The 25285-nt window shown below is 72.5% G+C and carries 26 protein-coding genes and 1 tRNA gene; 10 read left to right on the forward strand and 17 right to left on the reverse strand.

Translation table 11 applies throughout. The annotated features are described in order from the left end of the window. Positions 1-7: 7 nt before the first annotated feature. The 4 genes from IE172_RS28755 to IE172_RS28770 form a co-directional block, all read right to left on the reverse strand. On the reverse strand, positions 8-739 hold the full coding sequence (locus tag IE172_RS28755) for a nucleotidyltransferase family protein (protein WP_190100242.1): 732 nt from the start codon (positions 737-739) through the stop codon (positions 8-10). 259 nt (positions 740-998) lie between these two features. Next, positions 999-1457 carry a hypothetical protein gene (locus IE172_RS28760; RefSeq protein ID WP_190100243.1) on the reverse strand — a complete coding sequence of 153 codons (459 nt, stop codon included), beginning with the start codon at positions 1455-1457 and terminating at the stop codon, positions 999-1001. A gap of 188 nt (positions 1458-1645) precedes the next feature. Further along, positions 1646-2734, reverse strand: a complete 1089-nt coding sequence (locus tag IE172_RS28765) for an ABC transporter ATP-binding protein (protein ID WP_190100244.1) — start codon at positions 2732-2734, stop codon at positions 1646-1648. 177 nt (positions 2735-2911) lie between these two features. Continuing rightward, on the reverse strand, positions 2912-3913 hold the full coding sequence (locus IE172_RS28770) for a helix-turn-helix transcriptional regulator (RefSeq protein ID WP_190100245.1): 1002 nt from the start codon (positions 3911-3913) through the stop codon (positions 2912-2914). Positions 3914-4022: 109 nt separating this feature from the next. Between IE172_RS28770 and IE172_RS28775 the strand changes: the two genes are divergently transcribed. Together IE172_RS28775 and IE172_RS28780 are read left to right on the forward strand one after the other, a co-directional pair. After that, a complete protein-coding gene (locus IE172_RS28775) occupies positions 4023-4433 on the forward strand; it encodes a DUF3224 domain-containing protein (protein ID WP_190100246.1) in 411 nt (136 codons plus the stop codon). Positions 4434-4518: 85 nt separating this feature from the next. Continuing rightward, a tRNA-Thr gene (locus tag IE172_RS28780) sits at positions 4519-4592 on the forward strand. A gap of 42 nt (positions 4593-4634) precedes the next feature. Here the strand turns inward: IE172_RS28780 and IE172_RS28785 are convergent. From IE172_RS28785 to IE172_RS28795, 3 genes are read right to left on the reverse strand one after another with little or no spacing between them, the layout of a single operon-like run. Continuing rightward, entirely contained in the window at positions 4635-5525 is an 891-nt protein-coding gene (locus IE172_RS28785; protein ID WP_190100247.1) for an aminoglycoside phosphotransferase family protein, read from the reverse strand. Between the two features lie 43 nt (positions 5526-5568). After that, entirely contained in the window at positions 5569-6543 is a 975-nt protein-coding gene (locus IE172_RS28790) for a zinc-binding dehydrogenase (RefSeq protein WP_190100248.1), read from the reverse strand. A 55-nt stretch (positions 6544-6598) separates the two neighbouring features. Continuing rightward, positions 6599-7891, reverse strand: a complete 1293-nt coding sequence (locus IE172_RS28795) for an NAD(P)-binding protein (protein ID WP_355932742.1) — start codon at positions 7889-7891, stop codon at positions 6599-6601. Between IE172_RS28795 and IE172_RS28800 the strand changes: the two genes are divergently transcribed. Next, positions 7890-8567, forward strand: coding sequence for a pentapeptide repeat-containing protein (locus IE172_RS28800; protein ID WP_190100250.1), 678 nt, complete (start codon positions 7890-7892; stop codon positions 8565-8567). The two genes, IE172_RS28795 and IE172_RS28800, sit on opposite strands and share 2 nt — an antisense overlap. A 16-nt stretch (positions 8568-8583) precedes the next feature. Here the strand turns inward: IE172_RS28800 and IE172_RS28805 are convergent, their stop codons facing one another. Then, complete coding sequence (locus IE172_RS28805; RefSeq protein WP_190100251.1) at positions 8584-9084, reverse strand: hypothetical protein; 501 nt, start codon at positions 9082-9084, stop codon at positions 8584-8586. A 50-nt stretch (positions 9085-9134) separates the two neighbouring features. On the opposite strand from IE172_RS28805, the gene IE172_RS28810 reads away from it, so the two are divergent. Further along, positions 9135-10559 (forward strand): M1 family metallopeptidase, encoded by a 1425-nt coding sequence (locus tag IE172_RS28810; RefSeq protein WP_190100252.1) that lies wholly within the window; start codon positions 9135-9137, stop codon positions 10557-10559. Between the two features lie 117 nt (positions 10560-10676). Here the strand turns inward: IE172_RS28810 and IE172_RS28815 are convergent, their stop codons facing one another. Next, positions 10677-11252 carry a TerD family protein gene (locus IE172_RS28815; RefSeq protein WP_190100253.1) on the reverse strand — a complete coding sequence of 192 codons (576 nt, stop codon included), beginning with the start codon at positions 11250-11252 and terminating at the stop codon, positions 10677-10679. A gap of 173 nt (positions 11253-11425) precedes the next feature. Here IE172_RS28815 and arfB point away from each other — a divergent pair, with 173 nt between their 5' ends. After that, the gene (arfB, locus tag IE172_RS28820; protein WP_190100254.1) at positions 11426-11854 is read left to right on the forward strand and encodes an alternative ribosome rescue aminoacyl-tRNA hydrolase ArfB; all 429 of its coding nucleotides are present in this window, start codon (positions 11426-11428) and stop codon (positions 11852-11854) included. Between the two features lie 207 nt (positions 11855-12061). On the opposite strand, the gene IE172_RS28825 is transcribed toward arfB, so the two are convergent. Further along, positions 12062-12535: a GNAT family N-acetyltransferase gene (locus IE172_RS28825; RefSeq protein ID WP_190100255.1), complete on the reverse strand. Its 474-nt coding sequence runs from the start codon at positions 12533-12535 to the stop codon at positions 12062-12064. A gap of 43 nt (positions 12536-12578) precedes the next feature. Further along, positions 12579-13163 (reverse strand): flavin reductase family protein, encoded by a 585-nt coding sequence (locus IE172_RS28830; protein WP_190100256.1) that lies wholly within the window; start codon positions 13161-13163, stop codon positions 12579-12581. 314 nt (positions 13164-13477) lie between these two features. Here IE172_RS28830 and cdgB point away from each other — a divergent pair, with 314 nt between their 5' ends. Next, a complete protein-coding gene (cdgB, locus tag IE172_RS28835; RefSeq protein ID WP_190100257.1) occupies positions 13478-15166 on the forward strand; it encodes a diguanylate cyclase CdgB in 1689 nt (562 codons plus the stop codon). A gap of 116 nt (positions 15167-15282) precedes the next feature. Continuing rightward, positions 15283-16221 (forward strand): carbohydrate-binding protein, encoded by a 939-nt coding sequence (locus IE172_RS28840; RefSeq protein WP_190100258.1) that lies wholly within the window; start codon positions 15283-15285, stop codon positions 16219-16221. A 348-nt stretch (positions 16222-16569) separates the two neighbouring features. On the opposite strand, the gene IE172_RS28845 is transcribed toward IE172_RS28840, so the two are convergent. The 4 genes from IE172_RS28845 to IE172_RS28860 form a co-directional block, all read right to left on the reverse strand. Continuing rightward, positions 16570-16974: a hypothetical protein gene (locus IE172_RS28845; RefSeq protein ID WP_190100259.1), complete on the reverse strand. Its 405-nt coding sequence runs from the start codon at positions 16972-16974 to the stop codon at positions 16570-16572. A 115-nt stretch (positions 16975-17089) separates the two neighbouring features. Continuing rightward, a complete protein-coding gene (locus IE172_RS28850; protein WP_190100260.1) occupies positions 17090-18007 on the reverse strand; it encodes a 1-phosphofructokinase family hexose kinase in 918 nt (305 codons plus the stop codon). Positions 18008-18126: 119 nt separating this feature from the next. Then, complete coding sequence (gene nagA, locus IE172_RS28855; protein WP_190100261.1) at positions 18127-19272, reverse strand: N-acetylglucosamine-6-phosphate deacetylase; 1146 nt, start codon at positions 19270-19272, stop codon at positions 18127-18129. Further along, positions 19272-20264, reverse strand: a complete 993-nt coding sequence (locus tag IE172_RS28860) for an ROK family protein (RefSeq protein WP_190100262.1) — start codon at positions 20262-20264, stop codon at positions 19272-19274. Before IE172_RS28860 ends, nagA begins: the two co-directional genes overlap by 1 nt. Before the next feature lie 118 nt (positions 20265-20382). On the opposite strand from IE172_RS28860, the gene IE172_RS28865 reads away from it, so the two are divergent. Both IE172_RS28865 and IE172_RS28870 read left to right on the forward strand, forming a co-directional pair. Next, positions 20383-21660 carry an extracellular solute-binding protein gene (locus IE172_RS28865; protein WP_498067192.1) on the forward strand — a complete coding sequence of 426 codons (1278 nt, stop codon included), beginning with the start codon at positions 20383-20385 and terminating at the stop codon, positions 21658-21660. 10 nt (positions 21661-21670) lie between these two features. Beyond that, positions 21671-21919, forward strand: a complete 249-nt coding sequence (locus IE172_RS28870) for a DUF3263 domain-containing protein (RefSeq protein WP_190100264.1) — start codon at positions 21671-21673, stop codon at positions 21917-21919. Between the two features lie 178 nt (positions 21920-22097). Here the strand turns inward: IE172_RS28870 and otsB are convergent, their stop codons facing one another. Continuing rightward, positions 22098-22982: a trehalose-phosphatase gene (gene otsB / locus IE172_RS28875; RefSeq protein ID WP_190100265.1), complete on the reverse strand. Its 885-nt coding sequence runs from the start codon at positions 22980-22982 to the stop codon at positions 22098-22100. A 56-nt stretch (positions 22983-23038) separates the two neighbouring features. Beyond that, positions 23039-24442, reverse strand: coding sequence for an alpha,alpha-trehalose-phosphate synthase (UDP-forming) (locus tag IE172_RS28880; RefSeq protein ID WP_190100266.1), 1404 nt, complete (start codon positions 24440-24442; stop codon positions 23039-23041). Positions 24443-24586: 144 nt separating this feature from the next. Here IE172_RS28880 and IE172_RS28885 point away from each other — a divergent pair, with 144 nt between their 5' ends. Continuing rightward, positions 24587-25276 carry a hypothetical protein gene (locus IE172_RS28885; protein WP_190100267.1) on the forward strand — a complete coding sequence of 230 codons (690 nt, stop codon included), beginning with the start codon at positions 24587-24589 and terminating at the stop codon, positions 25274-25276. Positions 25277-25285 lie beyond the last annotated feature (9 nt).

The following is a 25285-nucleotide window of genomic DNA, read 5'->3' on the forward strand; positions in this document are numbered from 1 at the left end:
CCGGTGGTCAGCGGCCCTGGGCCGCCAGTTCCTTCGCCGCCTCCGTCAGGTCCTTCGCGGTGTCGATCGCCCGCCAGTAGGAGCCCTGGGGGATGGGGAACCCGGCGAGACTGCGCTCGCGCGCGAGACGCGGGAACGTGGTGCGTTCGTGGTCACCGCGCTCCGGGAGCAGACCGGCGAACCCGGCGGAGAACACGTACACACCCGCGTTGATCTCGAACGTCGACGGCGGGGCCTCGATGAAGTCGGTGATGTGACCGAAGCCGTCGGTGCGCACCGCGCCCCAGGGGATGCGCGGACGGGCCAGCGCGAGGGTCGCCACGGCGTCCCGCTCGGTGTGGAAGTCGGCCATGTCACGCAGCGAGAACCGGGTCCAGATGTCGCCGTTGGTGGCGTACCAGGGGCGGTCCGGGTGGGGGAGGTGGGCGGCGGCGTACTTCAGGCCGCCGCCGCGGCCGAGGGGTTCCGTCTCGACGACGGTGGTGACGGAGACGGGCAGCTCGGTGGTCTCCAGCCACTTCTGCAGCACCTCGGCGAGGTGGCCGCAGGAGACGACGACGTCGGTGACGCCCTCCTCGGCGAGCCAGGTGAGCTGGTGGCCGATGATCGGCGTTCCCGTGCCGGGGATCTCGACCATCGGCTTGGGCCGGTCGTCGGTGTACGGGCGGAGCCGGGAGCCCTGGCCGCCGGCCAGGATGACGGCTTGAACGGGGCGGGAGACGGCACGCGGGTCGGTCATGACCGGAACTGTACGCGGAGCCCGGCCGGAGGAAGGGGGGCGTGCCGTGCCGGTGCTGTCCCGGCGCCCGCGGGGAGGGCCGGGCGGGGGGATGCCCGGCCCCGGCGTTCGGCGGGGTGGCGCCGCGCCCACCCTCCCCCGCTCCCGGCTTCCCTGAGCGGGAGGGACTCCGATCGCCCCGGGGGTGCCTCCCGGGCCGTTGAGGCACGGGGGGAGGCGCGGCTGCCGCAGTGGGGTGGCCGGGTGGGCGCGGTGGGGGTCAGCGGGCGGCCCTGACCACTCCCGTGGCGAAGGAGGTGTCGCAGACCGGGCGGGCGTAGGACTGGGCCCGGGTCGGGCCGTAGACGCGGACCGCGGCCCTGCCCAGGGAGCGGGCGATCGAGGCGCAGTGCTCGGCCAGCGACGGGCGCTCGTTCACCGCCTGCTGGAGCTGGGTGAGCGCGGCACCCGGGTTCTCCTCCTGCAGCTCGACCAGCAGCTTGTCGCGCAGCACCTCGTGCGGGGCGCGGGCCGCGGCCCGCGAGGAGGCCCCGGAGGCGGCGGCGGTGTCCGCGACGGGGAGCACCGGACTCGTGGGTGTGCCCGCCCAGTTGACTCCCGCGACCGCGAGAGTCCCGGAGAGCACCAGGACGACGGGCAGGACGAGGGCGAGGGAACGGCCGATCCGACGGGCAGGGCCCCGGCCGCGTCGCGTCTGAGGGTTAAGGGAGTGCGTCACGCGAGTGAGGGTAGCGCCCGGTAGCGGCGATGAAACATTCCGTCACCGTTACGGGGGACGCGGAACGCACAATTCCGGCCACAGTGTTGACGCACGTGCTCGAAATGCCGTATATGCCGGGGTATTTGTCGACAACGTGAAGGGCCCCGCGGTGTTCCGCGGGACCCTTCACATCGATACGGTCGCTCTCAGTCGGACAGGCGCGCGCCGGTCGACGTCGAGAACACGTGGGTCTCGCCCCCGCGCGGCACGACGTGCAGCTCGCTGCCCTTCTCCGGGACCTCACGGCCGCCGACGCGGACCACGATGTCCTTGGCCTCGCCGCCGACCTGCGCGGTGCCGTACACGAACGCGTCGGAGCCCAGCTCCTCCACGACGTTCACGGTGACCGCGACACCCAGGTCGGAGTCGGCGCCGGCCACGTCGAAGTGCTCCGGGCGCACGCCCACGGTGACGGTCTTGTCGCTGGTCGCGGAGAGCGCGTCACGCTGCACCGGCACCACCGAGTTGCCGAACTTCACGCCGCCGTCGGTGACGGGGACCTCGATCAGGTTCATGGCCGGGGAACCGATGAAGCCGGCGACGAAGAGGTTCGCGGGCTTGTCGTACATGTTGCGCGGGGTGTCGACCTGCTGGAGCAGACCGTCCTTGAGGACCGCGACACGGTCGCCCATGGTGAGGGCCTCGACCTGGTCGTGGGTGACGTAGACGGTGGTGATGCCCAGACGGCGCTGGAGCGACGCGATCTGCGTACGCGTCGACACACGGAGCTTGGCGTCCAGGTTGGACAGCGGCTCGTCCATGAGGAACACCTGCGGCTCACGCACGATGGCGCGGCCCATGGCGACACGCTGGCGCTGACCGCCGGAGAGCGCCTTCGGCTTGCGGTCCAGGTACTCGGTGAGGTCGAGGATCTTCGCGGCCTCCTCGACCTTCTGCCGGATCTCCGCCTTGTTGACGCCGGCGATCTTGAGGGCGAAGCCCATGTTGTCGGCGACCGTCATGTGCGGGTAGAGCGCGTAGTTCTGGAACACCATGGCGATGTCCCGGTCCTTCGGCGGCAGGTGAGTGACGTCGCGGTCGCCGATGCGGATGGCGCCGCCGTTGACGTCCTCGAGCCCCGCGAGCATGCGGAGCGAGGTGGACTTGCCGCAGCCGGACGGTCCGACGAGGACGAGGAACTCGCCGTCCGCGATCTCGATGTCCAGGGCGTCGACGGCGGGCTTCGTGGAACCGGGGTAGACCCGGGTCGCCTTGTCGAACGTGACAGTGGCCATGGTGAATGGTCCCCTTCTACCGGCAGGAACGTGCCGGACGATCCGAGTAGGAAGGTGATGCCACGACGGGTGTTCCGTTGTGGTGAGGTCCACATGAGTGAACTGGCACAGGACGGTACCTGGCGTTCACCTGGTTGTCAGCAGTTCCAGGGCGGTGAATTCCGCGGAAACTTTCGATCATGGGTGTGACTGTTCGGTTTCGTGAGGGGGCGAATCGCCCGCGTAACGGTCCGCCAGCACCGCCACCGCCGCCGCGACCGCCCGGCGCAGCCCGCCCGGCCCGAGCACCTCCGCCTCGACGCCGAGCCGCAGCAGGTCGCCCGTGGCCACCGCCTCCGACTCCACGGACAGTTCCACCTCCACCCAGCCGTCCGCGTCCGGCGGTCCCGCGTCCGCGAGCGCCCGCGCCCCCGCCGCCCCGAACTGCATCGGCAGCAGCTTCCGCCCGCGCGGCGACAACCGCAGCCGGGCCGTGCCCCGCCGTGTCGCCGCCTCCATCCGCCGGGAGGACTCCGTCCAGTAAGCGGCCAGGTCGAACCCGGCGGGCCGGGCGAACTCCCCGCCCGTCTCCGCCACCGCCAGGAAACGCGACACCCGGTAGGTGCGCACCGCGTCGTCCGCCAGCGCCACCAGGTACCAGATGCCGCCCTTCAGCACGAGTCCCAGCGGCCCGAGGTCCCGGTGCACCTCCCCGCGCCAGCGCCGGTACCGGGTCCTGAGCACCCTGCGCTCCCACACCGCCCGCGCGATCGGCTCCAGGAACGGCACGGGGTCGGCGTCCCGGAACCAGGCCGGCGCGTCCAGGTGGAACCGTTCGCGCACCCGCCGCGCCCGCTCGGCCGGCTCGCCCGGCAGGGCCGCCTCCATCTTCAGCTGGGCACTGGCCAGTACGGGGCCGAGTCCCAGGTCGCCGGCCGGTCCCGGCAGCCCGGCCAGGACCAGCGAACCGGCCTCCGCGTCCGTCAGCCCGGTCAGCCGGGTGCGGTAACCCTCCAGCAGGCGGTATCCGCCCTCCGGCCCGCGCTCGGCCCGTACGGGGACCCCGGCGGCGCCCAGCGCCTCGATGTCCCGGTAGACGGTGCGCACGGACACCTCCAGTTCGGCCGCCAGCCGGGGCGCGGTCATCCGGCCGCGGTTCTGCAGCAGCAGGAGCAGGGAGAGGAGGCGGTCGGCACGCATGGCAGTGATTGTCGCCGCCGTACCTGACAGGAGGTGTCAGGTACGACGGGGAGGGTGGGGGACGCGGGACGGCCACCGGGCACGTCCGTCACCTCGGAAGGGGACATCCATGCCGACCACCCAGGTCACCGGCCACTTCACCTTCGCCGACTGGAAGGAGCGGCCCGTCACCCCGGAGGGCACCCTGCCCCGGCTCGCGCACGCCACGGTCACCAACGCCTTCTCGGGCGGCATCGAGGCCGAGGCCACCACCTGCGACTACTCGATCACCTACCTGACGGCGACGACCGGCGCCTTCGCGGGCATGGAACTCCTCACCGGCCGCGTCGACGGCCGCGAGGGCACCTTCTCCGTCGAGGAACGCGGCCGCTTCGCCGGCGACGGCACCGTGCACTGCGTGCTGGAGGTCGTCGAGGGATCGGGCACCGGAGAGCTGACGGGCCTGCGCGGCACCGGTGGCTTCACCTACCGGCACGGCGACACGAAGGTGCCGTACACCTTCGCCTACGAGGTGGAGTGAGCGGACGGGGCCACTCCCACAAGTGCGTGGCCGGGCGAAAGCGCCACTGTGTACAGTGGACCAGCCTTCGCGCGCGCCGCGCGACGCCTCCTTAGCTCAGATGGCCAGAGCAACGCACTTGTAATGCGTAGGTCGTCGGTTCGAATCCGACAGGGGGCTCTCTTCAAGATCCCGGGCGGGACGGTCTCCGCCCGGGATTCGTCATGTCCGGTGGTCGCGCAGGCGGCGGGCGATCTCCAGGTCCGCCTCGTCGAGGGGGCGGCCCTCCTCGGTCTCCCAGAGGCAGTTCTGCAGCACCCGTCCGTACGTCCACGCGCGGGCGCGTGCCCGGTCCAGGGCGAGGACGTCGGTCATGGCGTCGAAGCGCCAGAGGACGTCGCCGGGGTCGAAGTTGTTGGCGAGGGCGGGCCAGAGGTCGAAACCGGGGTCGCCCGCCAGGGGTTTGGGGTCGATGGCGAGCCAGGGGGCGCGGTCGGAGGCGAGGACGTTCTCGTCGTGCAGGTCCCAGTGCAGGAGGCGGTCGCCGGGTTCGCCGGCGACCTCGCGCACGGCAGCGGCGCAGTCGGCGACGAGGCGGCGGGCGGCCGGGTCGGGGATGCGGGCCAGGGCGGCGGGGGTCCGGTCCAGCATGGCCGGTGCGATGTCGCGGAGGTGGCGCATGCCGTCGGGGGCCGGGGTGGTGTGGAGGTGGGCGAGGAGGCGGGCGATGACCAGGACGCCTTCGTGGACGTCCGGCTGGTGGGCGAGCATCCGGGAGGCGTCGAGGCGTTCCAGGAGCATGGTGCCGGTGGGTTCGTCGTGGTCGAGGAGGCGGACGGCTCCGTCGCCGTTCCACAGGCGCAGGGCGGTGGGTTCGCCCTCGCTCTCGTGGTCACGGATCTGCAGCTTCAGCACGGCCGGTGTGCCGTCGGCGCGGTCGACGGGCAGGACCAGGGCGCTGACACCGTGCAGGGGTGGTGCCCCGGTGAGGTGCAGGTCCCAGCGGTTCAGGAAGTCGGCGGTGAGGTCGGGGAGGGCGGCGATGAAGGCGCGGCCGGCCTCCTTGTTGTACTTCTCCTGGGCGGCGGCGAGTTCCGGGGGGACGTCGATCACGTCGGCACGGTAGCCCGGTCGGGCGGCCGGAGGGGTCCCCTTTTCAGGGTTCGAGGACGACCTTGCCCGTGGTGCGCCTGGTCTCCAGGGCGCGGTGGGCGGCGGCGGCCTCGCGCAGGGGGAAGCGGTGGACGGCGGGGGTGAGTCTGCCCTCGGCGGCTTGGGTGAGGGCGCGCAGTTCGAGGGTGCGCAGGGGGTTGGTGCCGCCGGCTCTGCGCATCATCTCGGGGCCGAGGACGTTGGTGGAGAGGCCTTCGACGAGGTACGGGCTGTCGCTGGTGACGCCCTGGGAGGACCAGCCGAAGACGATGTGCCGGCCGTGGGGGGCGAGGAGGGTGACCGCCGTGCGGGCGGTGTCCCCGCCCACGCCGTCGTAGAGGAGGGTGACCTTGCCGCGGTGGGCGTCGAGCAGTTCGGGCCAGTCCGGGCGGGTGTAGTCGACGGCGAGGTCGGCGCCGGCGGCTCGTGCCCGTGCCGTTTTGGCGGGGCCGCCGGCGAGGCCGATGACGGTGGCGCCGGCGTTCTTGGCGTACTGCACGAGGAGGGTGCCGATGCCGCCGGCCGCGGCCGGGACGAGGACGACGTCGGCGGGGCCGGGTTCGGCGAACTGGACGATCCCCATGGTGGTGCGCCCGGTGCCGATCATGGCGACGGCCTGGGCGAAGTCGAGGGGGTGCGGGATCTCGTGGAGGCGGTCGGCCTCGGTGACGGCGAGTGCCGCGTAGCCGCCGGGGTGGAAGCCGAGGTGGGCGACGACGCGGCGGCCGAGCAGGTCGGCGGGGGCGCCCTCGCCCAGCGCGTCGACGGTTCCGGCGATCTCGCGGCCGGGGACGGTCGGCAGGGTGGCCGGGGCGGGACCGGGGCCCCGCACGCCCTCGCGCAGGGCGGTGTCGAGGAGGTGGACGCCGGCCGCGTGGACGGCGACGCGGACCTGTCCCGGTCCTGGCCGGGGGTCCTCGACCTCCTCGTAGGTGAGGTTGTCGGCCGGGCCGAAGGCGTGGAGTCGGATGGCGTGCATGCGGGCGTCCCCCGGGGGTCGGTTCGTGCGCGGTTACGGCCCCCACGGTGCGACCTCAAGCTCGCTTGAGGTCAAGGGTGTTCCGGCCGAGGGCGAGGGAGACGGCTGTCAGGGCGCTGTGGAAGGACACCTCGCTGAGCACGCCGGGTGCGGCGACCTGGTCGCCGGCGAGGTGGACGCCGTCGCCGCGGTCGATGGCGGGCCGGTCGCGCCAGCTGGTGCCGGGCGGGTCGACGGCGCCGGTGCGGCCGTCGGCGATCGCCTCGCGCCGCCAGGTGACCCGGTCCCGCCAGCCGGGCAGGGCCAGGTCGAGGAGTTCCTCGGCGCGGGCGGTGCCGTGCGCCTTGGTCTCGTGCGGGGCGATGGGGATCTGGCCCTGGACGAGCTGTTCGCCGGCGGGGGCGAGGGTGCGGTCCTGCGCGGTGAAGCGTTCCAGCCAGCCGGGTGCGTCCAGGTCGGAGACGACGAACGCGTCGCCGCGCCGGGTGCGTACGGCGAGGTCGATCAGGACGGTGCGGCCGCTCGGCCAGGTCAGTGAGGTGTCGCCGAGGAGGCGGCGGGCGGAGTCCAGCGAGGTGGCGACGACGACGGGGGTGTCGGTGGGCAGGGTGTCGACGCGGGAGAGGGTTTCCACGCGGACGCCGAGGTTCCAGGCGTGGGCGGCCATGCGGTCGATGAGGGCGCCCCAGCCGCCGCGCGGGTAGTGGGCCTCCGGGGGGAGCCGGGTGGCGCGGCGCAGGCGTTCCTGGACGAAGGCGGCGGAGAGCGAGCCGGGGTCGTGGTGGAAGAGCGCGACCGCCGCGTAGTGGGCGGCGGCCCGCGCGCCGTCCTCGCCGGCGATCGGGGTGGCCCAGGTGTGGAAGTCGGTGTCGACGGGGGCCCGGTCGGCGCTGTGGCGCAGGAGTTTCAGCAGGGGAAGCGGCGGGGTGCGGCGGAGGGTGCCGCGGTGGCGGAGCCGGAAGCGGGCCAGTTCCCGGGGCGGTACGGGGGCGAGCGGGCCGATGAGGTCGCGCCCGCGGAGCCAGGTCCAGTGGGGGCCGCCGCGGTAGAGGGCGTGGGGTCCCTCGTTGGTGCGGTAGGGGCCGTCGCCGGTGCGGGCGCGGCCGCCGAGGGTGTGGTGGGCTTCGTGGACGGTGACCTTGGCGCCCGCCTCCGCGGCGGTGATGGCCGCGGTGAGTCCGGCGAAGCCGCCGCCGATGACGGTGATGCGCTGCATGGCTGGGGTCTCCCTTGCTCGGATGGTCTTCCGGCTGTGCCAAGGAGACGCGAGAGGGCGCCTGGATGTGACATGCGCGGCGTTCTCGCAGGTCGGGGGGTTTGTCAGTGGTGGGGTGCAGCATGGGCGCATGGTGAGGCGAGCGGCGGGTGGTCCTGGGGTGAAGGCGGCGCGGCGCCCGGAGCTGCGGCTGCCGGCGCCGGAGCGGTTCGAGGGGGCCGGGCTGGAGCCGGACGGGGATTACGACGGCCTGGAGTTCCGGGAGGAGGACTTCGCCGGGCAGGACGGCGGCGGGGCGCGTTTCATGGACTGCGCGCTGCGGGGGTGCGTGCTGGACGGGACGCGGTTGTCGCGGGCGCGGCTGCTGGATTCGGTGCTGGCCGGTGTCCGGGGGGTGGGCACCGATCTCGCGGAGGCCACGTTGCGGGACGTGGAGCTGACGGACGCGCGGCTCGGGGGGACGCGGCTGCACGGGGCGGTGTTGGAGCGGGTGCTGGTCCGGGGCGGGAAGGTCGACTTCCTGAACCTGCGCGGTGCGCGGCTCAAGGACGTGGTCTTCGAGGGGTGCGTGCTGGTCGAGCCGGACTTCGGCGGGGCGCGGCTGGAGCGGGTGGAGTTCGTGGACTGCGCGCTGAAGGGGGCCGACCTCTCGGGCGTGACGCTGAGGGACGTGGATCTGCGGGGTGCCGCGTCGCTGGAGATCGCGAGGGGGGTGGACCGGCTGTCGGGGGCGGTGATCAGTCCGGCGCAGTTGCTGGATCTGGCGCCGGTGCTGGCGGGGGAGCTGGGGATCAGGGTGGAGGGGTGAGGGGCCGGGGCGGGGGCTACTTCAGGCGGGGGTAGCGGGCCTGGAGGGTCCAGACGGCCGGGTTGTCGGCGAGGTCGTCGTGGAGGTCGGTGAGGTCGGCGACGAGGTCGTGGAGGAAGTCGCGGGCCTCGCGGCGCAGCGCGGAGTGGGAGAAGGTCAGCGGGGGCTCGGAGGCGGGCAGCCATTCCGCCTCGATGTCCACCCAGCCGAAGCGGCGCTCGAAGAGGAGACGGTCGGTGGACTCGGTGAAGTCCAGTTCCGCGTACTGGGGGCGGGAGGCGCGGGAGCCGGCCGGGTCCTGGTCGATGCGCTCCACGATGTCGCACAGGGCCCACGCGAAGTCGAGGACCGGCACCCATCCCCAGGTTGTGGACAGTTCGCGGTCGGTCTCGGTGTCGGCGAGGTAGACGTCACCGCAGAACAGGTCGTGGCGCAGGGCGTGGACGTCCGCGCGGCGGTAGTCGGTCTGCGGGGGGTCGGGGAAGCGGTGGGAAAGGGCGTAGCCGATGTCGAGCACGTGGGTGATGGTGTCACGGCTCGGCGCACCGTCCCTCATAGGATCCGGGAGTGCGCTCCTACCGCCCCGGCTCCGGCCCCCGCAGTGTCGCCGCCGCGCTGCTCGCGGTGTCGCTGGCGGCGTGCGGAGGCGGTACGGGGGCCGGTGCGGGCGGGGCGGGCGGCTCCGGGGCGGGCGATCCGTACTTCCCGCGGTCCGGGAATGAGGGCTACGACGTCCTGCACTACGCCCTCGACCTCTCCTACGACCCGCGTGCCCGCCGTCTGGAGGGTGCCGCGACGATCACCGCCCGGGCGACGCGGGACCTCACGGCGTTCAACCTCGACCTGTCGGGTCTCGACGTCGGGACCGTCACGGTCGGGGGGAAGGGTGCCCGGTGGAGCAGGGACGGGCAGGAGCTGACCGTCCGGCCGCGTGGGGCGCTCGACCGTGACGCGCGTTTCCGGGTCGTCGTCCGCTACTCCGGTGTCCCCGGGACGGTGACCGATCCGGACGGTTCCGAGGAGGGCTGGCTGCGCACCGCCGACGGTGCGCTGGCCCTGGGGCAGCCGGTGGGCTCGATGGCGTGGTTCCCGGGCAACCACCACCCCTCCGACAAGGCGGCGTACAGCGTCGCGGTGACCGTGCCGGAGGGGCTGCGGGTGGTGTCCAACGGGGAGCCGGCCGGGGAGGAGACGAAGGAGGGCCGGACGACCTACCGGTGGCGCACCACCGAGCCGATGGCGAGCTATCTGGCCACCGTCGCCATCGGCAGGTACGAGGTCGGGCGGGCCACGACGCGGAGCGGGCTGCCCGTGTACACGGCCGTCGACCCCGAGCAGGCGGACGCGAGCCGTGCGGTGCTGGCGCGGCTCCCGGAGGTGGTGGAGTGGGCGGAGCGGACCTTCGGGCCGTACCCGTTCTCCTCCGCGGGGGCGGTCGTGGAGCGTCCGCAGGACGTGGGGTACGCCCTGGAGACGCAGAACCGCCCGGTCTTCCCCGGCGCCCCGGACATGGCCCTGCTGGTGCACGAGATCGCCCACCAGTGGTACGGCGACTCCGTCTCGCCGCGGACCTGGCGGGACATGTGGCTGAACGAGGGCTTCGCGACGTACGCGCAGTGGCTGTGGCAGGAGGACCACGGCGGCGGCAGCGCGCAGCGGACGTTCGACGCGCTGTACGCGGGCGGGTACTTCCCGGACGAGGGGAGCAACGAGGCGCTGTGGGCGTTCCCGCCGGCGGAGCCGCCGGACGCGGCGAGCATCTCCGCCACGCCGGTGTACTGGCGGGGCGCGATGGTGCTGCACAAGGTGCGGCAGACGGTCGGTGACGAGGCGTTCGGCGCGCTGCTGAAGGGCTGGGCGCGCGAGCACCGGCACGGCAACGCGGACACCGGCGACTTCACGGCGTACGTGGAGGAGTCCGCCCCGGACGAGGACTTCGACGGGATCTGGCGGGAGTGGCTGTACGGGGAGGGGCGGCCGGCGCGGCCGTGACCGGGGCCCGCGGCCGTGCCGGACGGTGCCGTCCAGGGGCCGCACCGGGGCCGCACCGGCCGGAGCCCCGGCCCCGCGGGAGGCGGGACCGGGGCTCCGGTGCGGCAGCGGTGTCCGTCAGACGTTCACGCCGAAGTCCTGGGCGATGCCCACGAGACCCGAGGCGTAGCCCTGGCCGACGGCGCGGAACTTCCACTCCGCGCCGTTGCGGTACAGCTCGCCGAAGACCATGGCGGTCTCGGTGGCGGCGTCCTCCGACAGGTCGTAGCGGGCGATCTCGGCGCCGCCGGCCTGGTTGACGATGCGGATGTAGGCGTTGCGGACCTGGCCGAAGTTCTGCGAGCGGTTCTCGGCGTCGTAGATCGACACCGGGAAGACGATCTTGTCGATGTCGGCCGGGAGAGCGGCCAGGTTGACGTTGATCGCCTCGTCGTCGCCCTCGCCCTCGCCGGTGCGGTTGTCACCGGTGTGGACGATGGTGTTGTCCGGGGTCTGCTTGTTGTTGAAGAACACGAAGTGGCCGTCCGAGTAGACCTTGCCCTGCGTGTTGACCGCGATCGCCGAGGCGTCGAGGTCGAAGTCCGTGCCGGTGGTGGTGCGGACGTCCCAGCCGAGGCCCACGGTGACGGCGGTCAGGCCCGGAGCCTCCTTGGTGAGCGAGACGTTGCCACCCTTGGACAGGCTTACAGCCATTGTTGGGAGTCCCTTCCCTCGTTTACGTACGGCTAGAAGCTACAGCTATCACCTTGAACGCCGAGAGGGGTGCGCAGGGTTCCAGTCGGCTTTACTTTCTTTACCCGGGTTTCGCGCGGGCCGCGCGGATATTGGGGTGACGTGGGCGGGTCGGGCACGGGAACCTGTAGGGCATGTCCGGTCCGTATGTCATCCGCGGCTCCGTCTCCCTGCCCGAGGCCGAGCTCATGTGGCGTTTCTCGCGGTCGTCCGGGCCGGGTGGGCAGCACGTGAACACCAGCGACTCCCAGGTCGAACTGCGTTTCGACCTCGCCGCGACCGAGGCGCTGCCCGAGGTGTGGAAGCGGCGGGCGCTCGAACGGCTGGCGGGGCGGCTGAACGGCGGGGTGGTCACGGTCCGTGCCTCGGAGCACCGGTCGCAGTGGCGCAACCGCGAGACCGCGGCGGTGCGGCTGGCGGCGCTGCTGGCCGAGGCGACTGCGCCGCCGCCGAAGCCGCGCCGGGCGACGCGGGTTCCGCGCGGGATCAACGAACGGCGGCTGCGGGAGAAGAAGCAGCGGTCGGAGACGAAGCGGGGGCGCTCCGCGCGGGACTGGGGGTGAGCCCCCGGTTCCCCCCTGGGCGGTGTGGCCCCGGGCCCTGGTGCGTGCTTCACCTTGTGTGGGTGGCCGCTGCGGAGGCCGGTGGGTTCCTGCGGGACCGTCGTGGCTGGTCGCGCAGTTCCCCGCGCCCCTGAGGGCGTTGGGGTCGGGGTCTGTGCGCGGGTGTGGCGGGGCTGGTCGTGTGGTTGGCCGGGGACCTGAGGGGGGTCAGGGGAGGGGGAGGACGCCTACGGTTTCGGTGTCGGCGGTTTCGCCGGTCTTGTGGAAGCCCAGGCCGAGGTAGAAGTGCTCGGGGCCGTGGGCGCCGGGGCTCCAGGTGACGTAGAGCTCCTTCGTGCCCCGGCGGCGGAGTTCCCCGGCCACCGCGTGGACGGCGAACCGGCCGTAGCCCTTGCCCTGTTCGTCCGCGGCGATGTTCAGCCGCCACAGGCCGGAGCGGACGACGCTGCCGCCGTCCTCGTGCCAGTCGATGTCGAGGAAGGCCATCAGGAAGCCGACCGCGCGGTCACCGTCCATGATCAGGCGGGGCCAGGCGGAGCCGGGGTGGACGTACGCCTCGGCGAGGGAGTGCACCACCGGTTCCACTGCGAATTCCTGGTCGGGGCGGACCCGTATACCGAGGGCGGCCTTCAGGTTCTTCGGGGTGATCTCTTCGAGGCGCGGTGCGGCGGTCGTCGTCACCCGGGCACCGTAGGCACGGAAATGCGGTGCCGACAAAGGGATTTCAGCCCAACTGCCGGTAACGGCCGCGGAAATACGTCAGCGGCCCGCCCTCCGCGCTCGGTACGCGGGCGGTCATGACGCGGCCGATCACCAGGGTGTGGTCCCCGGCCGGCACCCGCTGCTCGGTGCGGCACTCCAGGGTCGCCAGCGCACCGCCCACGAGGGGGGCGCCGCTGTACTCGCCCCGCTGGTAGGGGATGTCCGCGAACAGCAGGCGGTCGCTGACGCGGCCCTTCATCGCGAAGCGGCCCGCGATGTGCCGCTGGCTCTCGGAGAGCACGGACACCGCCCACACCGGCTGTTCGTCGAGGAGGTCGTCCATGCGGGAGCCCTCGCGCAGGCTGACCAGGACCAGCGGCGGGTCCAGGGAGACGGACAGGAAGGCGGTCGCCGTCATGCCGACGTCCTCGCCGGCCGGTGCCTGCGGGTCGTCCGGGTCCAGCGGCGGCTCCAGCGCGGTCACCAGGACCACGCCGGCGGCCAGACGGGACATGGCGGCGCGGAACTCGTCGTTGCTCACCCCCTCAGCATGCCGGGCGGGGGACGGAACGGTGATCGAGGCCGGGGCGGCGGGAGTGTTCAGCACACCGGGAACGCTAATCTCCGCTCCACGGGCACCGCATCGGACCCCGGCCCGAACCGGGACCTAGGACCACCGCCCGATCCGGGCACAGGTCCCGCCCAACCGCCGTAAAAACCGTGTTCGGTAAAGGCCGGGAAACGACGGAAAGACCACGCAATTGTTCACGTTTAGCTGTGACTTGAGTCACAAGGGGCAGATATTGTTGACCCTGTGTACCGAGTGGGCAGCGCGCTGTGATTCAGTGGCGGGGAAGCTGGTACGACGATACGCCGAAGAGAACCCTTGATTCGCTCCGAGGTCTCGGGGGGAGGGCGAGGATGGAGACCGAGTCGGAACCCTACGTCCGTCTTGCGTCGCTGCGGCAACTGCATCAGGCCATGGCCGACATGAACACGGCGCGCAGTCTGGCGGACACGTTGCAGACGGTCGCGGACGGTGTCGTGGGCGCCCTCGGGTACGAGCTGGCCGCCGTCAACCTCGTACGCCCCGACGGTGATCTCGTGGTCGCCGCCCTGGCCGGGAACTCCGCCGCCGAAGCCCTCATCACGGGCCGGGCCGGCTCCCGCGAGTCCTGGGACCGCCGCCTCCACATGGGCGAACGCTGGGGCGACCTGATCTTCATACCGCACACCGAGGGCTGGGTCCTCGACGACGACGACGTCCCGCAGTGGTACACCGACGGGCCCGCGCCCCGCTTCGAGGACGAGTGGCACCCCTCCGACCGGCTCTTCGCCCCCATGTACGCGCCCGGACCGCAGGGCGGCGGCACCTCCGGCGAACTGGTCGGCGTGCTCTCCGTGGACCGCCCGCGCAACGGCCGGCGGCCCGGCGCCTGGGGCCGCGAGGCCCTGCAGATGTACGCCTTCCAGGCCGCCATCGCGATCAGCAACGCGCGTCTCCGTGCGAACATGCAGCGCGCCCTGGTCCGCCTGGAGCGCGACCAACAGGCGCTGCGGGCCAGCGAGGAGAGCTTCCGCCAGGCCTTCGAGTACGCGCCCTCCGGCATGGCCATCGCCGAGATGGGCGGCGACCAGCACGGACGCATCCTGCGCACCAACGACGCCCTGTGCCGCCTCCTGGGCCGCCCCGCCTCCGCGATGCGCCGCTACTCCTTCTCCGACCTCGTCCACCCCGAGGACATAGGCACCCTGCTGCGCACCTCCGCCGAGGGCGGGCGGGCCGAGCTGCGCCTCGGCCGCCGCGACGGCACCTACGTGTGGGTCTCGCTGCGCAACTCCGTCGTCGCCGACGCCGCCGACGGCCCCCGCTTCCTGCTCACCCACGTCGAGGACATCGAGGAGCGCAAGCGCCGCGAGCTGCAGCTCGCCCACCGCGCCTCGCACGACTCGCTCACCGGGCTGCCCAACTCCGCCGAGCTGCGGGCGCGCCTGTCCTCGCGGCTGTGCCGGCAGCAGCCGCAGAGCGCGCTGCCGGCCGACGTCGACTCCATGGACCCCTTCGAGTCCTTCGACTCCCACGACGCCGCCTACGGCCCGCCCGTCTTCGACCGGGGGCACGACTTCGACTTCCCGCCGGACACCGAGGGGTACGACGGGTTCGACCGCCATGTGCACACCATCGCGCCCGCCGCCGAGTTCGACGACGGAGCCAAGGGACTCGCGGTGCTCTTCTGCGACCTCGACGGCTTCAAGTCGATCAACGACCGGTTCGGGCACAACGCCGGTGACGCGGTGCTCATCGAGGTCGCCCGCCGGCTCAGCAACGGCGTGCGGGACGGTGACACCGTCGCCCGGCTCGGCGGCGACGAGTTCGTGATCCTCGCCGACGGACTCGGACGGGCCGACGCCCAGGACCTCGCTGTGCGGCTGCGCAACGAGATCATCCAGCCCATCCGGGCCGAGGGCCGGGCCGTGCGGGTCGGCGCCAGCTTCGGCATCGGATGGGCGCACTGCGGGATGACCGCGGACGAAGTGCTGAAGTCGGCTGACGAACGGATGTACGTCGAGAAACGATCTCGTCCCAAACAACACAGACGTGCGGGATGATGCGCAGGTCAGCGTGTTGATGCGGTCGACGTCACCCGATCGGCTCAGGGGAACCGGGTAGGCTCGCCTTCTTCGCACACGTACCGCACCCGATCCGCAGCTAGGAGCACCAAGGGATGACGCCCGGCAACAACGGCGCGAGCACGCCCGAGGACGACGACCCGTTCGGCTACCTCTACGCCGACGGGCAGGCCAACGGGGCCCAGCCGCCGTCCGGTGGTTACGGCTACCCGAACTCGGTCAACCGGGTGCGGCCGGTCGGAACCCGGCAGTACGGCCAGCAGGCGCCCGCCCCGCAGGCACCGCCGCAGCAGGGCGCCTACGGCCAGCCCAGCGCCCACTACGCCGCCCCGGAGACCCTGCCGGGCGGCGCCACCACGACCCAGTCGCACCAGCCGTCGCACGGCGGTGGCGGCCGGGGCCGCGGCCCCAACACCAAGGGCCTGCTCATCGGCGCGATCGCCGTGGTCGCCGCGGTCGTCATCGGCATCTCCATCGCCATGCTCGGCGGTGACGACGACGACAAGGGCGGCAACCAGGCCGACGCGAGCCCGACGCAGAGCCAGGACGAGGGCAAGCCCAGCCCGTCGGCCAGCGAGGGCGGGGCGGACGACGAGAAGGCCGAACTGCCCACCATCGACGCGAAGGCGCTCCGCCTGGACGGGGGAGCGGCGCTCGCCTCGGACGTCGAGGGAGCCCAGTCCGGCGGCGGCATCTACGTGACCAACCTCAACCAGCCGGGCTCCACGGTCACCTGGACGGTGAACGGCATCCCCGAGGACGGCGCCTACACCGTCTTCGTCCGCTACAGCACCACCGACGACCCCCAGTCGATGTCGCTGACCGTCAACGGCAAGCCCTTCGGTTCAAAGCTGAACATGGACAACTTCGCCAGGGCCAAGGACGGCGACTTCTCCAAGGGCTGGACTCAGACCTTCGCCTGGCCGACCCTGAACAAGGGCACCAACACCATCTCGGTCTCCTGCGGCGACGGCGACAAGTGCAACGTCCTGCTCGACCAGCTGTGGCTCAAGGAGGGCCAGGTCAAGAAGTGATGGGACGACAACACCGTCGCCACTTGTCCCACCCGGTGGTACGCGGTCTGCCGTGCCCTGTGGCGATGGACACTACGGTTGTGCTCTCACTGTAAAAGGCTGGGGCCTTGTGGAGGCCCCAGCCTGGACGTACCGACTTTGTTGAACCGCGTGGCGTCCGACGGCAGGAACGGCGACCGTGGTCGCGGCTGACAATTTGAGTACGGAGTGCCGACGGTTATGGCTATCCAAGGCTACCGCCGCAGATCGAAGGTTCGACAAGCAGGGCGCTATGCATCTACTGTCGAGAACAGCGGAACGCTGGCGCCATGCAGCTACGGGGAATGCGCCGAACTGACCGGTTGGTAATTAGCTCCAATCGGTACAAGAGTTCAGCATCTTGTCACCTTCGAACCTCGCTATCTGCACGCCTATCTCGAAGAGGCCGCGGTCGTCGGATGCGGAGGTGTTCCAAGTCTGCCCTGTGTCTGCTCCACTCATGTGCTTGCGCCACGGCCAGTAGACCACCTTGCCGTTGGATTGTTCGCTAAGAATTCTGACCCGAACGTGATGCCCATCGGCCTTCGTGTCGTTCAGACCGATTGACAGTCCGACCGTGGCACCCGGGTCGGTCCAGTTGGTTATGGTAACGCCGCCATTGGCTCCTGTGGTTGAACACCAACGGTAGCTGGCGGCATGTGCGGGGCTCATGCTGATCGCGGTGACGGCTAGTGTGGCGGCCGTCGTAATAACTGCGCTGACCTTCTTGTTCATTTGCGCTCCTCAAAAGTGACTCTGCGTGACTTTATGTCATGCGCATGTGAGATTCGCTCGTATGTTTGAGGAAGGGTTAAAAGAGAGTATTAATTGGCGCGATATGCACGCTTGTTCAGGCTGCGTTGGCTGCGACACGTCCAAGAAGCTCCTTGTAAGCTCCCCAGTCGAACTCACCGGCCACCGGGGAGAGCACCGTCGCCGCCGACAGGGCGACTGCGCGGGCCAGGCGGTCCGGCCAGGGCAGGTGTTCCACCAGGCCCGAGAGCAGGCCCGCGGCCAGGGAGTCGCCGGCGCCCGTGGGGTTGCCGTGCAGGGGGGCCGGCGGGGCCGCGCGCCAACGGCCCTCGGGGGTCACCGCGAGCAGGCCCTCCGGGCCGAGGGAGGCGACCACGGTGCCCGCGCCTCGGCGGCGGGCGTCCTGGGTGGCGCGCGACGGCTCGTGGGAGCCGGTGAGTTCGGCCAGTTCGTCGGCGTTGGGCTTGAGGATGTCGGGGCGCCCGGCGACCCCCCGGCGCAGCGCCGCGCCGCTCGTGTCCAGGAGCGTCGGGACCCCGGCCGCGCGGGCGGTGCGGATCAGGCCCGCGTACGCGCCCACCGGGACGCCCGGGGGCAGGCTGCCGCACAGGGCCACCGCCGAGGCCGAGGCCAGCAGGTCCTCGTACACCTCCTGGAACGCCGACCACTCGGCGTGACTCACGGTGGGGCCGGGCTCGTTGAGCTGGGTGGTGCCGCCGGAGCGGCCGTCGGCGACGGCGACGGTGCGCCGGGTCGGGCCGGCGATCGGGACCAGCGCGTCCGTCAGGTGCGGCACCTCGGTGAGCAGGTCGCGCAGGACGCGTCCCGTCGTACCGCCCGAGAAGCCGGTCACCGTCACCTCGTGGCCGAGGGCGGCGAGCACCCGGGCCACGTTGACGCCCTTGCCGCCGGGGCGTTCCGTCACCTCGGAGACCCGGTGGGAGGAGCCCGCCCGCAGGGACGGTATGCGGTAGGTGATGTCGAGAGCGGTGTTCAGCGTCACCGTGAGGATCACCGGGCCGACCTCCCCTTTTGCCTGTGCTTTCCCGTGCTCCGGGGGCACGATCATGCCAAACGGACGGCGGTCGGCCCACCCCTCGGGCCGGCCGCCGTCCGCCGCGGCCGCGGGACGGATCAGCCCAGCCGGGGATCGATCACCCATTCCCCCCGGCGCATCACGCCCACCAGGTCGAAGCCGGAGTCCAGAACCACCAGGTCGGCGTCCTTCCCGGGCTCCAGGGAACCGATCCGGTCGTCCAGGCCGAGCAGTCGCGCCGGGTTGGCGGAGATCGCCGCGACGACGTCCTCCACGGGCAGCCCGTCCACCGTCACCGCCCGCTTGAAGGCACGGTCCAGGGTGAGCGTGGAGCCGGCGATCGAGCCGCCCTCCACCAGCCGGGCCACCCCGTCGGCGACCTCGACCTCCAGTGTGCCCAGCATGTAGCGCCCGTCGCCGAAGCCGGCCGCGTCCATCGCGTCGGTGATGAACGCGACCCGGTCCCGGCCCGCGTGGTGGAAGGCCAGCTGGAGCGCGGCCGGGTGCAGGTGCGTACCGTCGTTGATCAGCTCGACGGTGACCCGCTCGTCCTCGAGGAGCGCGGTGATCGGGCCCGGGGCGCGGTGGCCGAGCGGGGGCATCGCGTTGAACAGGTGGGTGGCGACGCTCGCGCCCGCGTCGACGGCCTGGAGCGTCTGCTCGTAGGTGGCGTCCGTGTGCCCGACGGCCGCGATCACGCCGTGCTCGGCGAGCAGCCGTACGGAGTCCAGGCCGCCCGGCAGCTCGGTGGCCAGCGTCATCATCCGCGCCTGCCCGTGCGCCGCGTCGATCAGCTTGCGCACCTCGGCCGGGTCGGGGTCGCGCAGCAGCTGCTCGTCGTGCGCGCCCTTGCGGCAGGGGGAGATGAACGGCCCCTCGAAGTGGATGCCGGCGATGTCGCCCTGCTGGGCCAGTTCCGCCAGCATCCCGGCGTGCCGGGCGAGGAAGTCCAGGTCGCCGGTGACGGCGGAGGCGACCAGCGTGGTGGTGCCGTGGGCGCGGTGGGTGCGCACGCCCCGCAGGACGTCCTCGGCGGTGCCGCCCGCGAAGGACGCTCCGCCGCCGCCGTGGTTGTGGAGGTCGACGAAGCCGGGGACCAGCCAGTGGCCGGAGACGTCGACCGTCTCGGCGGTGTCGGGTGCCGTGGTGGCGATCCGCGCGCCCTCGACGATCACGCGGCCGTCGTCCACGGTCCCGGTGGGCAGGACCACCCGGGCACCGGCGAGAACCTTGGTGGGGGCCATCAGGTGGTTACCTCCGAGGGGGCAGTGGGGTCGGTGGAGTCAGTGGGATCGGTGGTATCGGTGCGGTCCGTGGTGCCGTCGATCAGGTCCCAGGCGAGCAGCCCCGCGCCCAGGCATCCGGCGGTGTCCCCGAGGGCCGCGGGAACCAGGGACGGCAGCTTCTGGAAGGTGACCCGCCGCCGGACGGCCTCCCGCAGCGGTGCGAACAAGGTTTCCCCCGCCTCGGCGAGCCCGCCACCGATGATCAGGACCCGGGGGTCCAGCAGGGTGAGCGCGGTGACCAGCCCGTCGGCGAGCGCGTCCACCGCCTCCTGCCACACCTGACGGGCCCGTGCGTCACCGGACTCGACGGCCTTCGCGCAGTCCGCCGCGTCCGCGTCCGGGTCGCCGCAGGCCGCCGCCCACGCCTCGCTCACCGCGGCCGCGGACGCGAACCGCTCCAGGCAGCCGCGCTGCCCGCACGGGCAGGGGGCGCCTCCCGGCCGTACGACGATGTGGCCGATCTCGCCCGCGAATCCGTGCGCGCCCGCCTCCACCCGGCCGTCGATGCCGATGGCGCCCGCGATCCCGGTGCCCAGCGGTACGAAGAGGAAGCGGTCGGCGCCCCGGCCGGCCCCGATGCGGCCCTCGGCGAGCCCGCCGGTGCGCACGTCGTGGCCGAGGGCGACGGGGACGCCGCCGAGCCGCTCGGCGAGCAGCGCGCGCAGCGGGACGTCGCGCCAGCCGAGGTTGACCGCGTGGACGGCGACGCCCTCCGCCTCGTCGACGATCCCGGGGACGGCGACACCGGCGGCGGACGCGGGTTCGCCGTGCCGGTCGATGCCGTGGGCGCGCAGTTCGGCCGCGAAGTCGAGGATGCCCGCGACGACCGCGTCCGGGCCGCGTTCGCGGCCGGTGGGCCGGCGGGCCCGGTGCAGCAGCGCGCCGTCCGCCCCGACCAGGGCGGCCTTCATCCCGGTGCCGCCCACGTCGAGGGCGATGACATGTTTCACGGGAAACAGTGTGGACCGGAGACCCACAACAGGTCTAGTCCACTTACATGGTGTAGACCTTATTCCGATTATCGAAAAGTTTCGGACGGCGCGGGGCGCCGGGGCAGGGGCAGGGCACGTGCAGCGGCGGGTCAGGACGAGGACGATCGCGGCGGTGTCCGCGCTGGGGCTGACGGGAGTCCTCGGCGGATGCGGAGCCGGCGGCGGTTCGTCCGAGGTGACGCTGACCCTCGTCGCCGCCGACTACGGCACCGGCGCGGCCGACAGCTCCGAGAAGTACTGGGCCGACCTGGTCGAGCGGTACGAGTCCGACCACCCCGGAGTGAGCATCGAGGTCAGCGTCCACTCCTGGAACGACGTCGACCGCGAAGTCAAGGAGATGGTCGACGCCGGTGACGCGCCGGACATGGCGCAGATCGGCGCGTACGCCGACTACGCGGCCGAGGGCAGGCTCTACAAGGCAGGCGACCTGCTCTCCATACCCGTCCAGGCCGACTTCCTCTCCCAGCTCGCCGAAGCGGGCCAGGTCGACAGCGTGCAGTACGGCATGCCGTTCGCCGCGTCCACGCGCATGCTGTTCTACAACAAGGACCTGTTCGCCAAGGCCGGCATCACGCCGCCGACCACCTGGCAGGACATCGCCGAGAACGCCGAGGCGCTCGACGCGGAGGGCGTGACGTACCCGTACGCGCTGCCGCTCGGCCCCGAGGAGGCGCAGGCGGAGACCCTGCAGTGGATGCTCAGCGGCGACGGCGGCTACACCGACCTCGGCGGCACCTACGGCATCGACTCCACGGAGAACGTCGCGACCTTCACCTGGCTGCGGGACGAACTGGTCGGCAAGGGCCTCACCGGTCCCGTCGAACCCGGCAAGCTCGACCGGGCCGAGGCGTTCGAGGCGTTCGCCGAAGGCGAGGTCGGCATGCTCAACGGGCACCCCTCGCTGATGGAGGCGGCCGGGAAGAAGGGCGTGAAGTACGGCATGGTGCCGACGCCCGGAGCGGACGGCGCGAGCGGGTCCACGCTCGGTGTCGCCGACTGGATGATGGCCTTCAACGAGAACGGCCACCGCGACCAGATCGGCGACTTCCTCGACTTCGTCTACAGCGAGGAGAACGTCCTCGCCTTCTCCCGCCGGTACGACCTGCTGCCGGTCACCGGATCCGCGTCCCGGGCGATGGCCGCCGAGGGGCGGGACAAGGACCTCGAGCCGTTCCTGGAGCAGCTGCCGACCTCGGAGCTCTATCCGGTCGGGAACACGTCCTGGGCGTCGGTCAACGCGGCGGTCAAGAAGCAGATCGGCAAGGCGGTGGCGCCCGGCGGCAGCCCCGCGGGGGTGCTGGGCGGGCTCCAGGCGGCGGCCTCGCGGGCGGAGAGCGGGGAGCGGGCGGAGTAGCCTGCGGGGCATGGAGCTGGGGGACGAGGGCGCGGGTGTGCTGGGACGGCGGGAGCGGGACATTCTCGCGCTGGAGCGGCGGGGGTTCGCCGGGCCCGGTGCGAAGGAGCGGGTGATCCGGGAGGAGTTGGGGCTGGCGCCGGTGCGGTACTTCCAGTTGCTGAACGCGCTGCTGGACGATCCGCGGGCGCTGGCCCACGACCCGGTGACGGTCAACCGTCTGCGACGGATACGGGAGCAGCGGCGCGCGGAGCGGTGAGGGTGGTTGCCCGGGGCGGCCGAGGGGTGTTTCGCCCCCGCCGCCCCTTCCCGTCCCGTCCCCGGGGCTGCGCCCCGGACCCCCTGTCGGCCCTGGACGGGCCTCGTCCTCAAACGCCGGACGGGCTGAGTGAGGGCTGCGCCCCGGGCCCCCTGTCGGCCCTGGACGGGCCTCGTTCTCACATGCCGGACGGGCTGAGTGGGGGCATGCGGTTTGCCAGGGTGTGCAGGAGGCGGACGACGCCGGGTGGGCCGTCGGTGACGATGTCCGCGCGTTCGCGCAGTTCCGTCACCTCCTCGCTGCCGCTGCAGACGAGGAGGCCGGGGGTGCCGGCGGTGCGGAGTTTGTCGACGGCCGTGAAGGCGGCGAGGTCGCCCAGGTCGTCACCGGCGTAGAGGACCGCGCCGGCGCCGATCTCCCGGGCGTACTCCATCAGGGCGACGCCCTTGTCCATGCCGGGCGGGCGCAGTTCCAGGACCATGCGGCCGGGCTCGACGACGAGACCGTGCCGGGTGGCGAGGTCGGTGAGCGGCTCGCGCAGGGCCTCGAAGGCGGCCTGCGGATCGGCGGCCCTGCGGGTGTGGACGGCGACCGCCCGGCCGCCCTTCTCCTCGATCCAGGTGCCCCGCCACGCGCCGAACCGGTCGAGCAGTCCCGGCAGCTCGGCGCGGGCGGTGGCGACGCCGGGATGCGGGGCGGGCGCGGTGACCGTGCCCGTCACGGCGTCCCAGCGTTCGGCCCCGTAGTGGCCTAGGACGACGAGGTGTTCCAGTCCGGGGACGCCCGCGAAGCCGCCGTTGCGGACCGCGACGCCCGCCGGCCGGCCGGTGACGACCGCGACCGCGGCCACCTTCGGGGCGAGCGCGGCGAGCGCGGGCACCGCGTCGGGGTGCGCGCGGGCCTGCTCCGGGTCGGACACGATCGGCGCGAGCGTCCCGTCGAAGTCGAGCCCGATCAGCGCCTTGTCCGGGTGCGAGAGGAGCGCCTCGAGACCCTCCCGCCCGGCCGGTGAGGCGGGCGTCGGCAGGGTGCTCGGGTCGGTGGGATCCGTGTGGCTGGCCATACGCCCAACCTATCCGCGGTCGCCCCCTCGCACGCCTGTCTGACCGGCCATACCGGTCAGGCGGGCGCCGGACCGTCCCGCAGCGCGTTCAGCTGGTCCAGGAACCAGCGGGCCGGGGGGAGCGCGGTCGCCGACGCGGCCAGGCGCTTGGTGCGGTCGGTGCGTTCGTCCGGGCCCATCGTCAGGGCCTCGTGCAGGGCACGGGCGGTGTCCACGACGTCGTAGGGGTTGACCGTGATCGCGTCCTCGCCCAGTTCCTCGTGGGCGCCCGCCTCCCGCGACAGGACCAGCACGCAGCCCGCGTCGGAGACCACCGGGACCTCCTTGGCGACCAGGTTCATGCCGTCGCGGATGGGGTTGACCAGGGCCACGTCCGCCAGCCGGTACGCGGCGAGCGAGCGTGCGAAGTCGTCCCTGACGTGGAGTACGACCGGCCGCCAGTCCGGGGTGCCGTACCGTTCGTTGATCTCCTCGGCGACCCGTTGCACCTCGGCGGTGTAGTCGCGGTACACGGCGAGGTCCTGCCGGGAGGGGTAGGCGAACGCGAGGTGCACCACGCGTTCGCGCCACTCGGGGTGGTCGTCGAGGAGCTGCCGGTAGGCCAGCAGTCCGCGCACGATGTTCTTCGACAGTTCGGTGCGGTCGACCCGGACGATCGTCCGGCGCCCTTCCCCGATCTCCTCCCGGAGCGTGGCGATCCGCTCCTCGACGTCCGCCTCGTGGGAGCGGGCGCGCAGGAAGTCCGCGTCGGCGCCGAGGCCGTGCACCCCGATCTCCGTGTCCCCGGTCCCGCCCGCGAACCGCTCGCAGCACGCGGTGAACGCGTCGGCCCAGCGGTGGGTGAGGAAGCCGAGCCGGTCGGCGCCGAGCATGCCGCGCAGCACCTGACGCGCGATGTCGTCGGGCAGCATCGCGAAGTACTCCGGGGGCGCCCACGGGGTGTGCGAGAAGTGCCCGATGCGCAGGTCGGGGCGGAGCTCGCGGAGCATCCCGGGGACGAGGGTCAGGTGGTAGTCCTGCACCAGGACCGCCGCGCCCCGCGCGGCCTCCTCGGCCAGCGCCTCGGCGAACGCGCGGTTGTAGGCCTCGTACGACGCCCACTGGCGGCGGAACTCCGCGTCGAAGACCGGTTCCACCGGGGTCTGGTACAGCATGTGGTGCACGAACCAGAGCACCGAGTTGGCGATGCCGTTGTACGCGCCCGCGTGCACGTCCGCCGGAATGTCCAGCATCCGCACGCCGTCCTCGCCGACCCCGCGCCGCACGGCCTCGCGGTCGCCGTCGGACAGTGCCGAGCACACCCACAGCGCGCCGGCCTCGGGGCCGATCGCCGACAGCCCGGACACCAGTCCGCCGCCGCCCCGTTTGGCCCGCAGCGACCCGTCGTCCGCGACCTCGTACGAGACCGGCCCCCGGTTGGAGGCGACCAGTACCTGAGCAGCACCGAAGCTTGAAGCCATACGCCTCAACCTAGCCCGGCCCCCGGAACCTCAAACGTGTCACCGCGTCACCTCGGCTGCGATTCGGTCACACGTCTTGTGGAGAAGTTGTGAACGGTATGAAGATGTGCCGTGCACATTTCAACTATTCGGGGGGTGGGCGCGATGCGCACACGCATGCCCAAGGGCGTTCGCGGACTGACCGGTACGGCGGCGGTGATCGCGGCCTGCGCGCTGGCCCTGGCCGGCTGCGGCGGCGGGGACAGCGGCACGGAGGGCGCGGCGGCACCGTCCACGGTGGCCACCACGGCGACCCGGAGCGTCAGTCCCACCCCGGAACCGTCCCCCACCACGGAGAGCCCGACGCCCACTCCGACGCCCACCCCGGCTCCCGTCACGCTGTCCGACCACACCGGCGGACGCGTCGGGACGGCCGTCGCCGCGGCGGAGAAGGCCGGCCTCGGCTACACCGTCCGCCTGGAGGGCACCGGCCGGACGGCCTCCTCCTGGGGCGAGGGCGAGAAGGTCTGCGAACAGACCGGCGGATCCGACGGCGTGACCTTCACCGTCCCGCGCGACGGCCGCGACTGCGGCGGACGCCTGCTCCACACCCCCAAACCCACCCCGACCCCGCAGCCGGCGCGGACCCGGGACACGGGCGGCAGCGGCGGCACCGGCGGAGGCGGCACCACCGGCTGCGAACTCACCAGCCCGGCCGGCAACTGCTACGCCGACGGCCAGTTCTGCGCCGCGAAGCACCGGGGGATGAGCACCCACGGCCGGGGCGGCGAGTACCTGACCTGCTCCCTCGACTCCGGCGGCAGGTGGCGCTGGTCGGACGGCGTCGCCGGCTGACGGCCCGCC

Origin of the sequence: Streptomyces griseoflavus, from assembly GCF_014649995.1 — a bacterium.
GTDB lineage: Bacteria > Actinomycetota > Actinomycetes > Streptomycetales > Streptomycetaceae > Streptomyces > Streptomyces griseoflavus.

What these genes read in the sequence shown, in the direction of transcription:
- IE172_RS28755 (WP_190100242.1), bottom strand. Translation starts at nt 739, where the DNA reads ATGACCGACCCGCGTGCCGTCTCCCGCCCCGTTCAAGCCGTCATCCTG.
- IE172_RS28765 (WP_190100244.1), bottom strand. Translation starts at nt 2,734, where the DNA reads ATGGCCACTGTCACGTTCGACAAGGCGACCCGGGTCTACCCCGGTTCC.
- IE172_RS28770 (WP_190100245.1), bottom strand. Translation starts at nt 3,913, where the DNA reads ATGCGTGCCGACCGCCTCCTCTCCCTGCTCCTGCTGCTGCAGAACCGC.
- IE172_RS28775 (WP_190100246.1), top strand. Translation starts at nt 4,023, where the DNA reads ATGCCGACCACCCAGGTCACCGGCCACTTCACCTTCGCCGACTGGAAG.
- IE172_RS28790 (WP_190100248.1), bottom strand. Translation starts at nt 6,543, where the DNA reads ATGCACGCCATCCGACTCCACGCCTTCGGCCCGGCCGACAACCTCACC.
- IE172_RS28800 (WP_190100250.1), top strand. Translation starts at nt 7,890, where the DNA reads ATGGTGAGGCGAGCGGCGGGTGGTCCTGGGGTGAAGGCGGCGCGGCGC.
- IE172_RS28795 (WP_355932742.1), bottom strand. Translation starts at nt 7,891, where the DNA reads ATGCGCCCATGCTGCACCCCACCACTGACAAACCCCCCGACCTGCGAG.
- IE172_RS28815 (WP_190100253.1), bottom strand. Translation starts at nt 11,252, where the DNA reads ATGGCTGTAAGCCTGTCCAAGGGTGGCAACGTCTCGCTCACCAAGGAG.
- arfB (WP_190100254.1), top strand. Translation starts at nt 11,426, where the DNA reads ATGTCCGGTCCGTATGTCATCCGCGGCTCCGTCTCCCTGCCCGAGGCC.
- cdgB (WP_190100257.1), top strand. Translation starts at nt 13,478, where the DNA reads ATGGAGACCGAGTCGGAACCCTACGTCCGTCTTGCGTCGCTGCGGCAA.
- IE172_RS28840 (WP_190100258.1), top strand. Translation starts at nt 15,283, where the DNA reads ATGACGCCCGGCAACAACGGCGCGAGCACGCCCGAGGACGACGACCCG.
- IE172_RS28845 (WP_190100259.1), bottom strand. Translation starts at nt 16,974, where the DNA reads ATGAACAAGAAGGTCAGCGCAGTTATTACGACGGCCGCCACACTAGCC.
- nagA (WP_190100261.1), bottom strand. Translation starts at nt 19,272, where the DNA reads ATGGCCCCCACCAAGGTTCTCGCCGGTGCCCGGGTGGTCCTGCCCACC.
- IE172_RS28870 (WP_190100264.1), top strand. Translation starts at nt 21,671, where the DNA reads ATGGAGCTGGGGGACGAGGGCGCGGGTGTGCTGGGACGGCGGGAGCGG.
- otsB (WP_190100265.1), bottom strand. Translation starts at nt 22,982, where the DNA reads ATGGCCAGCCACACGGATCCCACCGACCCGAGCACCCTGCCGACGCCC.
- IE172_RS28880 (WP_190100266.1), bottom strand. Translation starts at nt 24,442, where the DNA reads ATGGCTTCAAGCTTCGGTGCTGCTCAGGTACTGGTCGCCTCCAACCGG.
- IE172_RS28885 (WP_190100267.1), top strand. Translation starts at nt 24,587, where the DNA reads ATGCGCACACGCATGCCCAAGGGCGTTCGCGGACTGACCGGTACGGCG.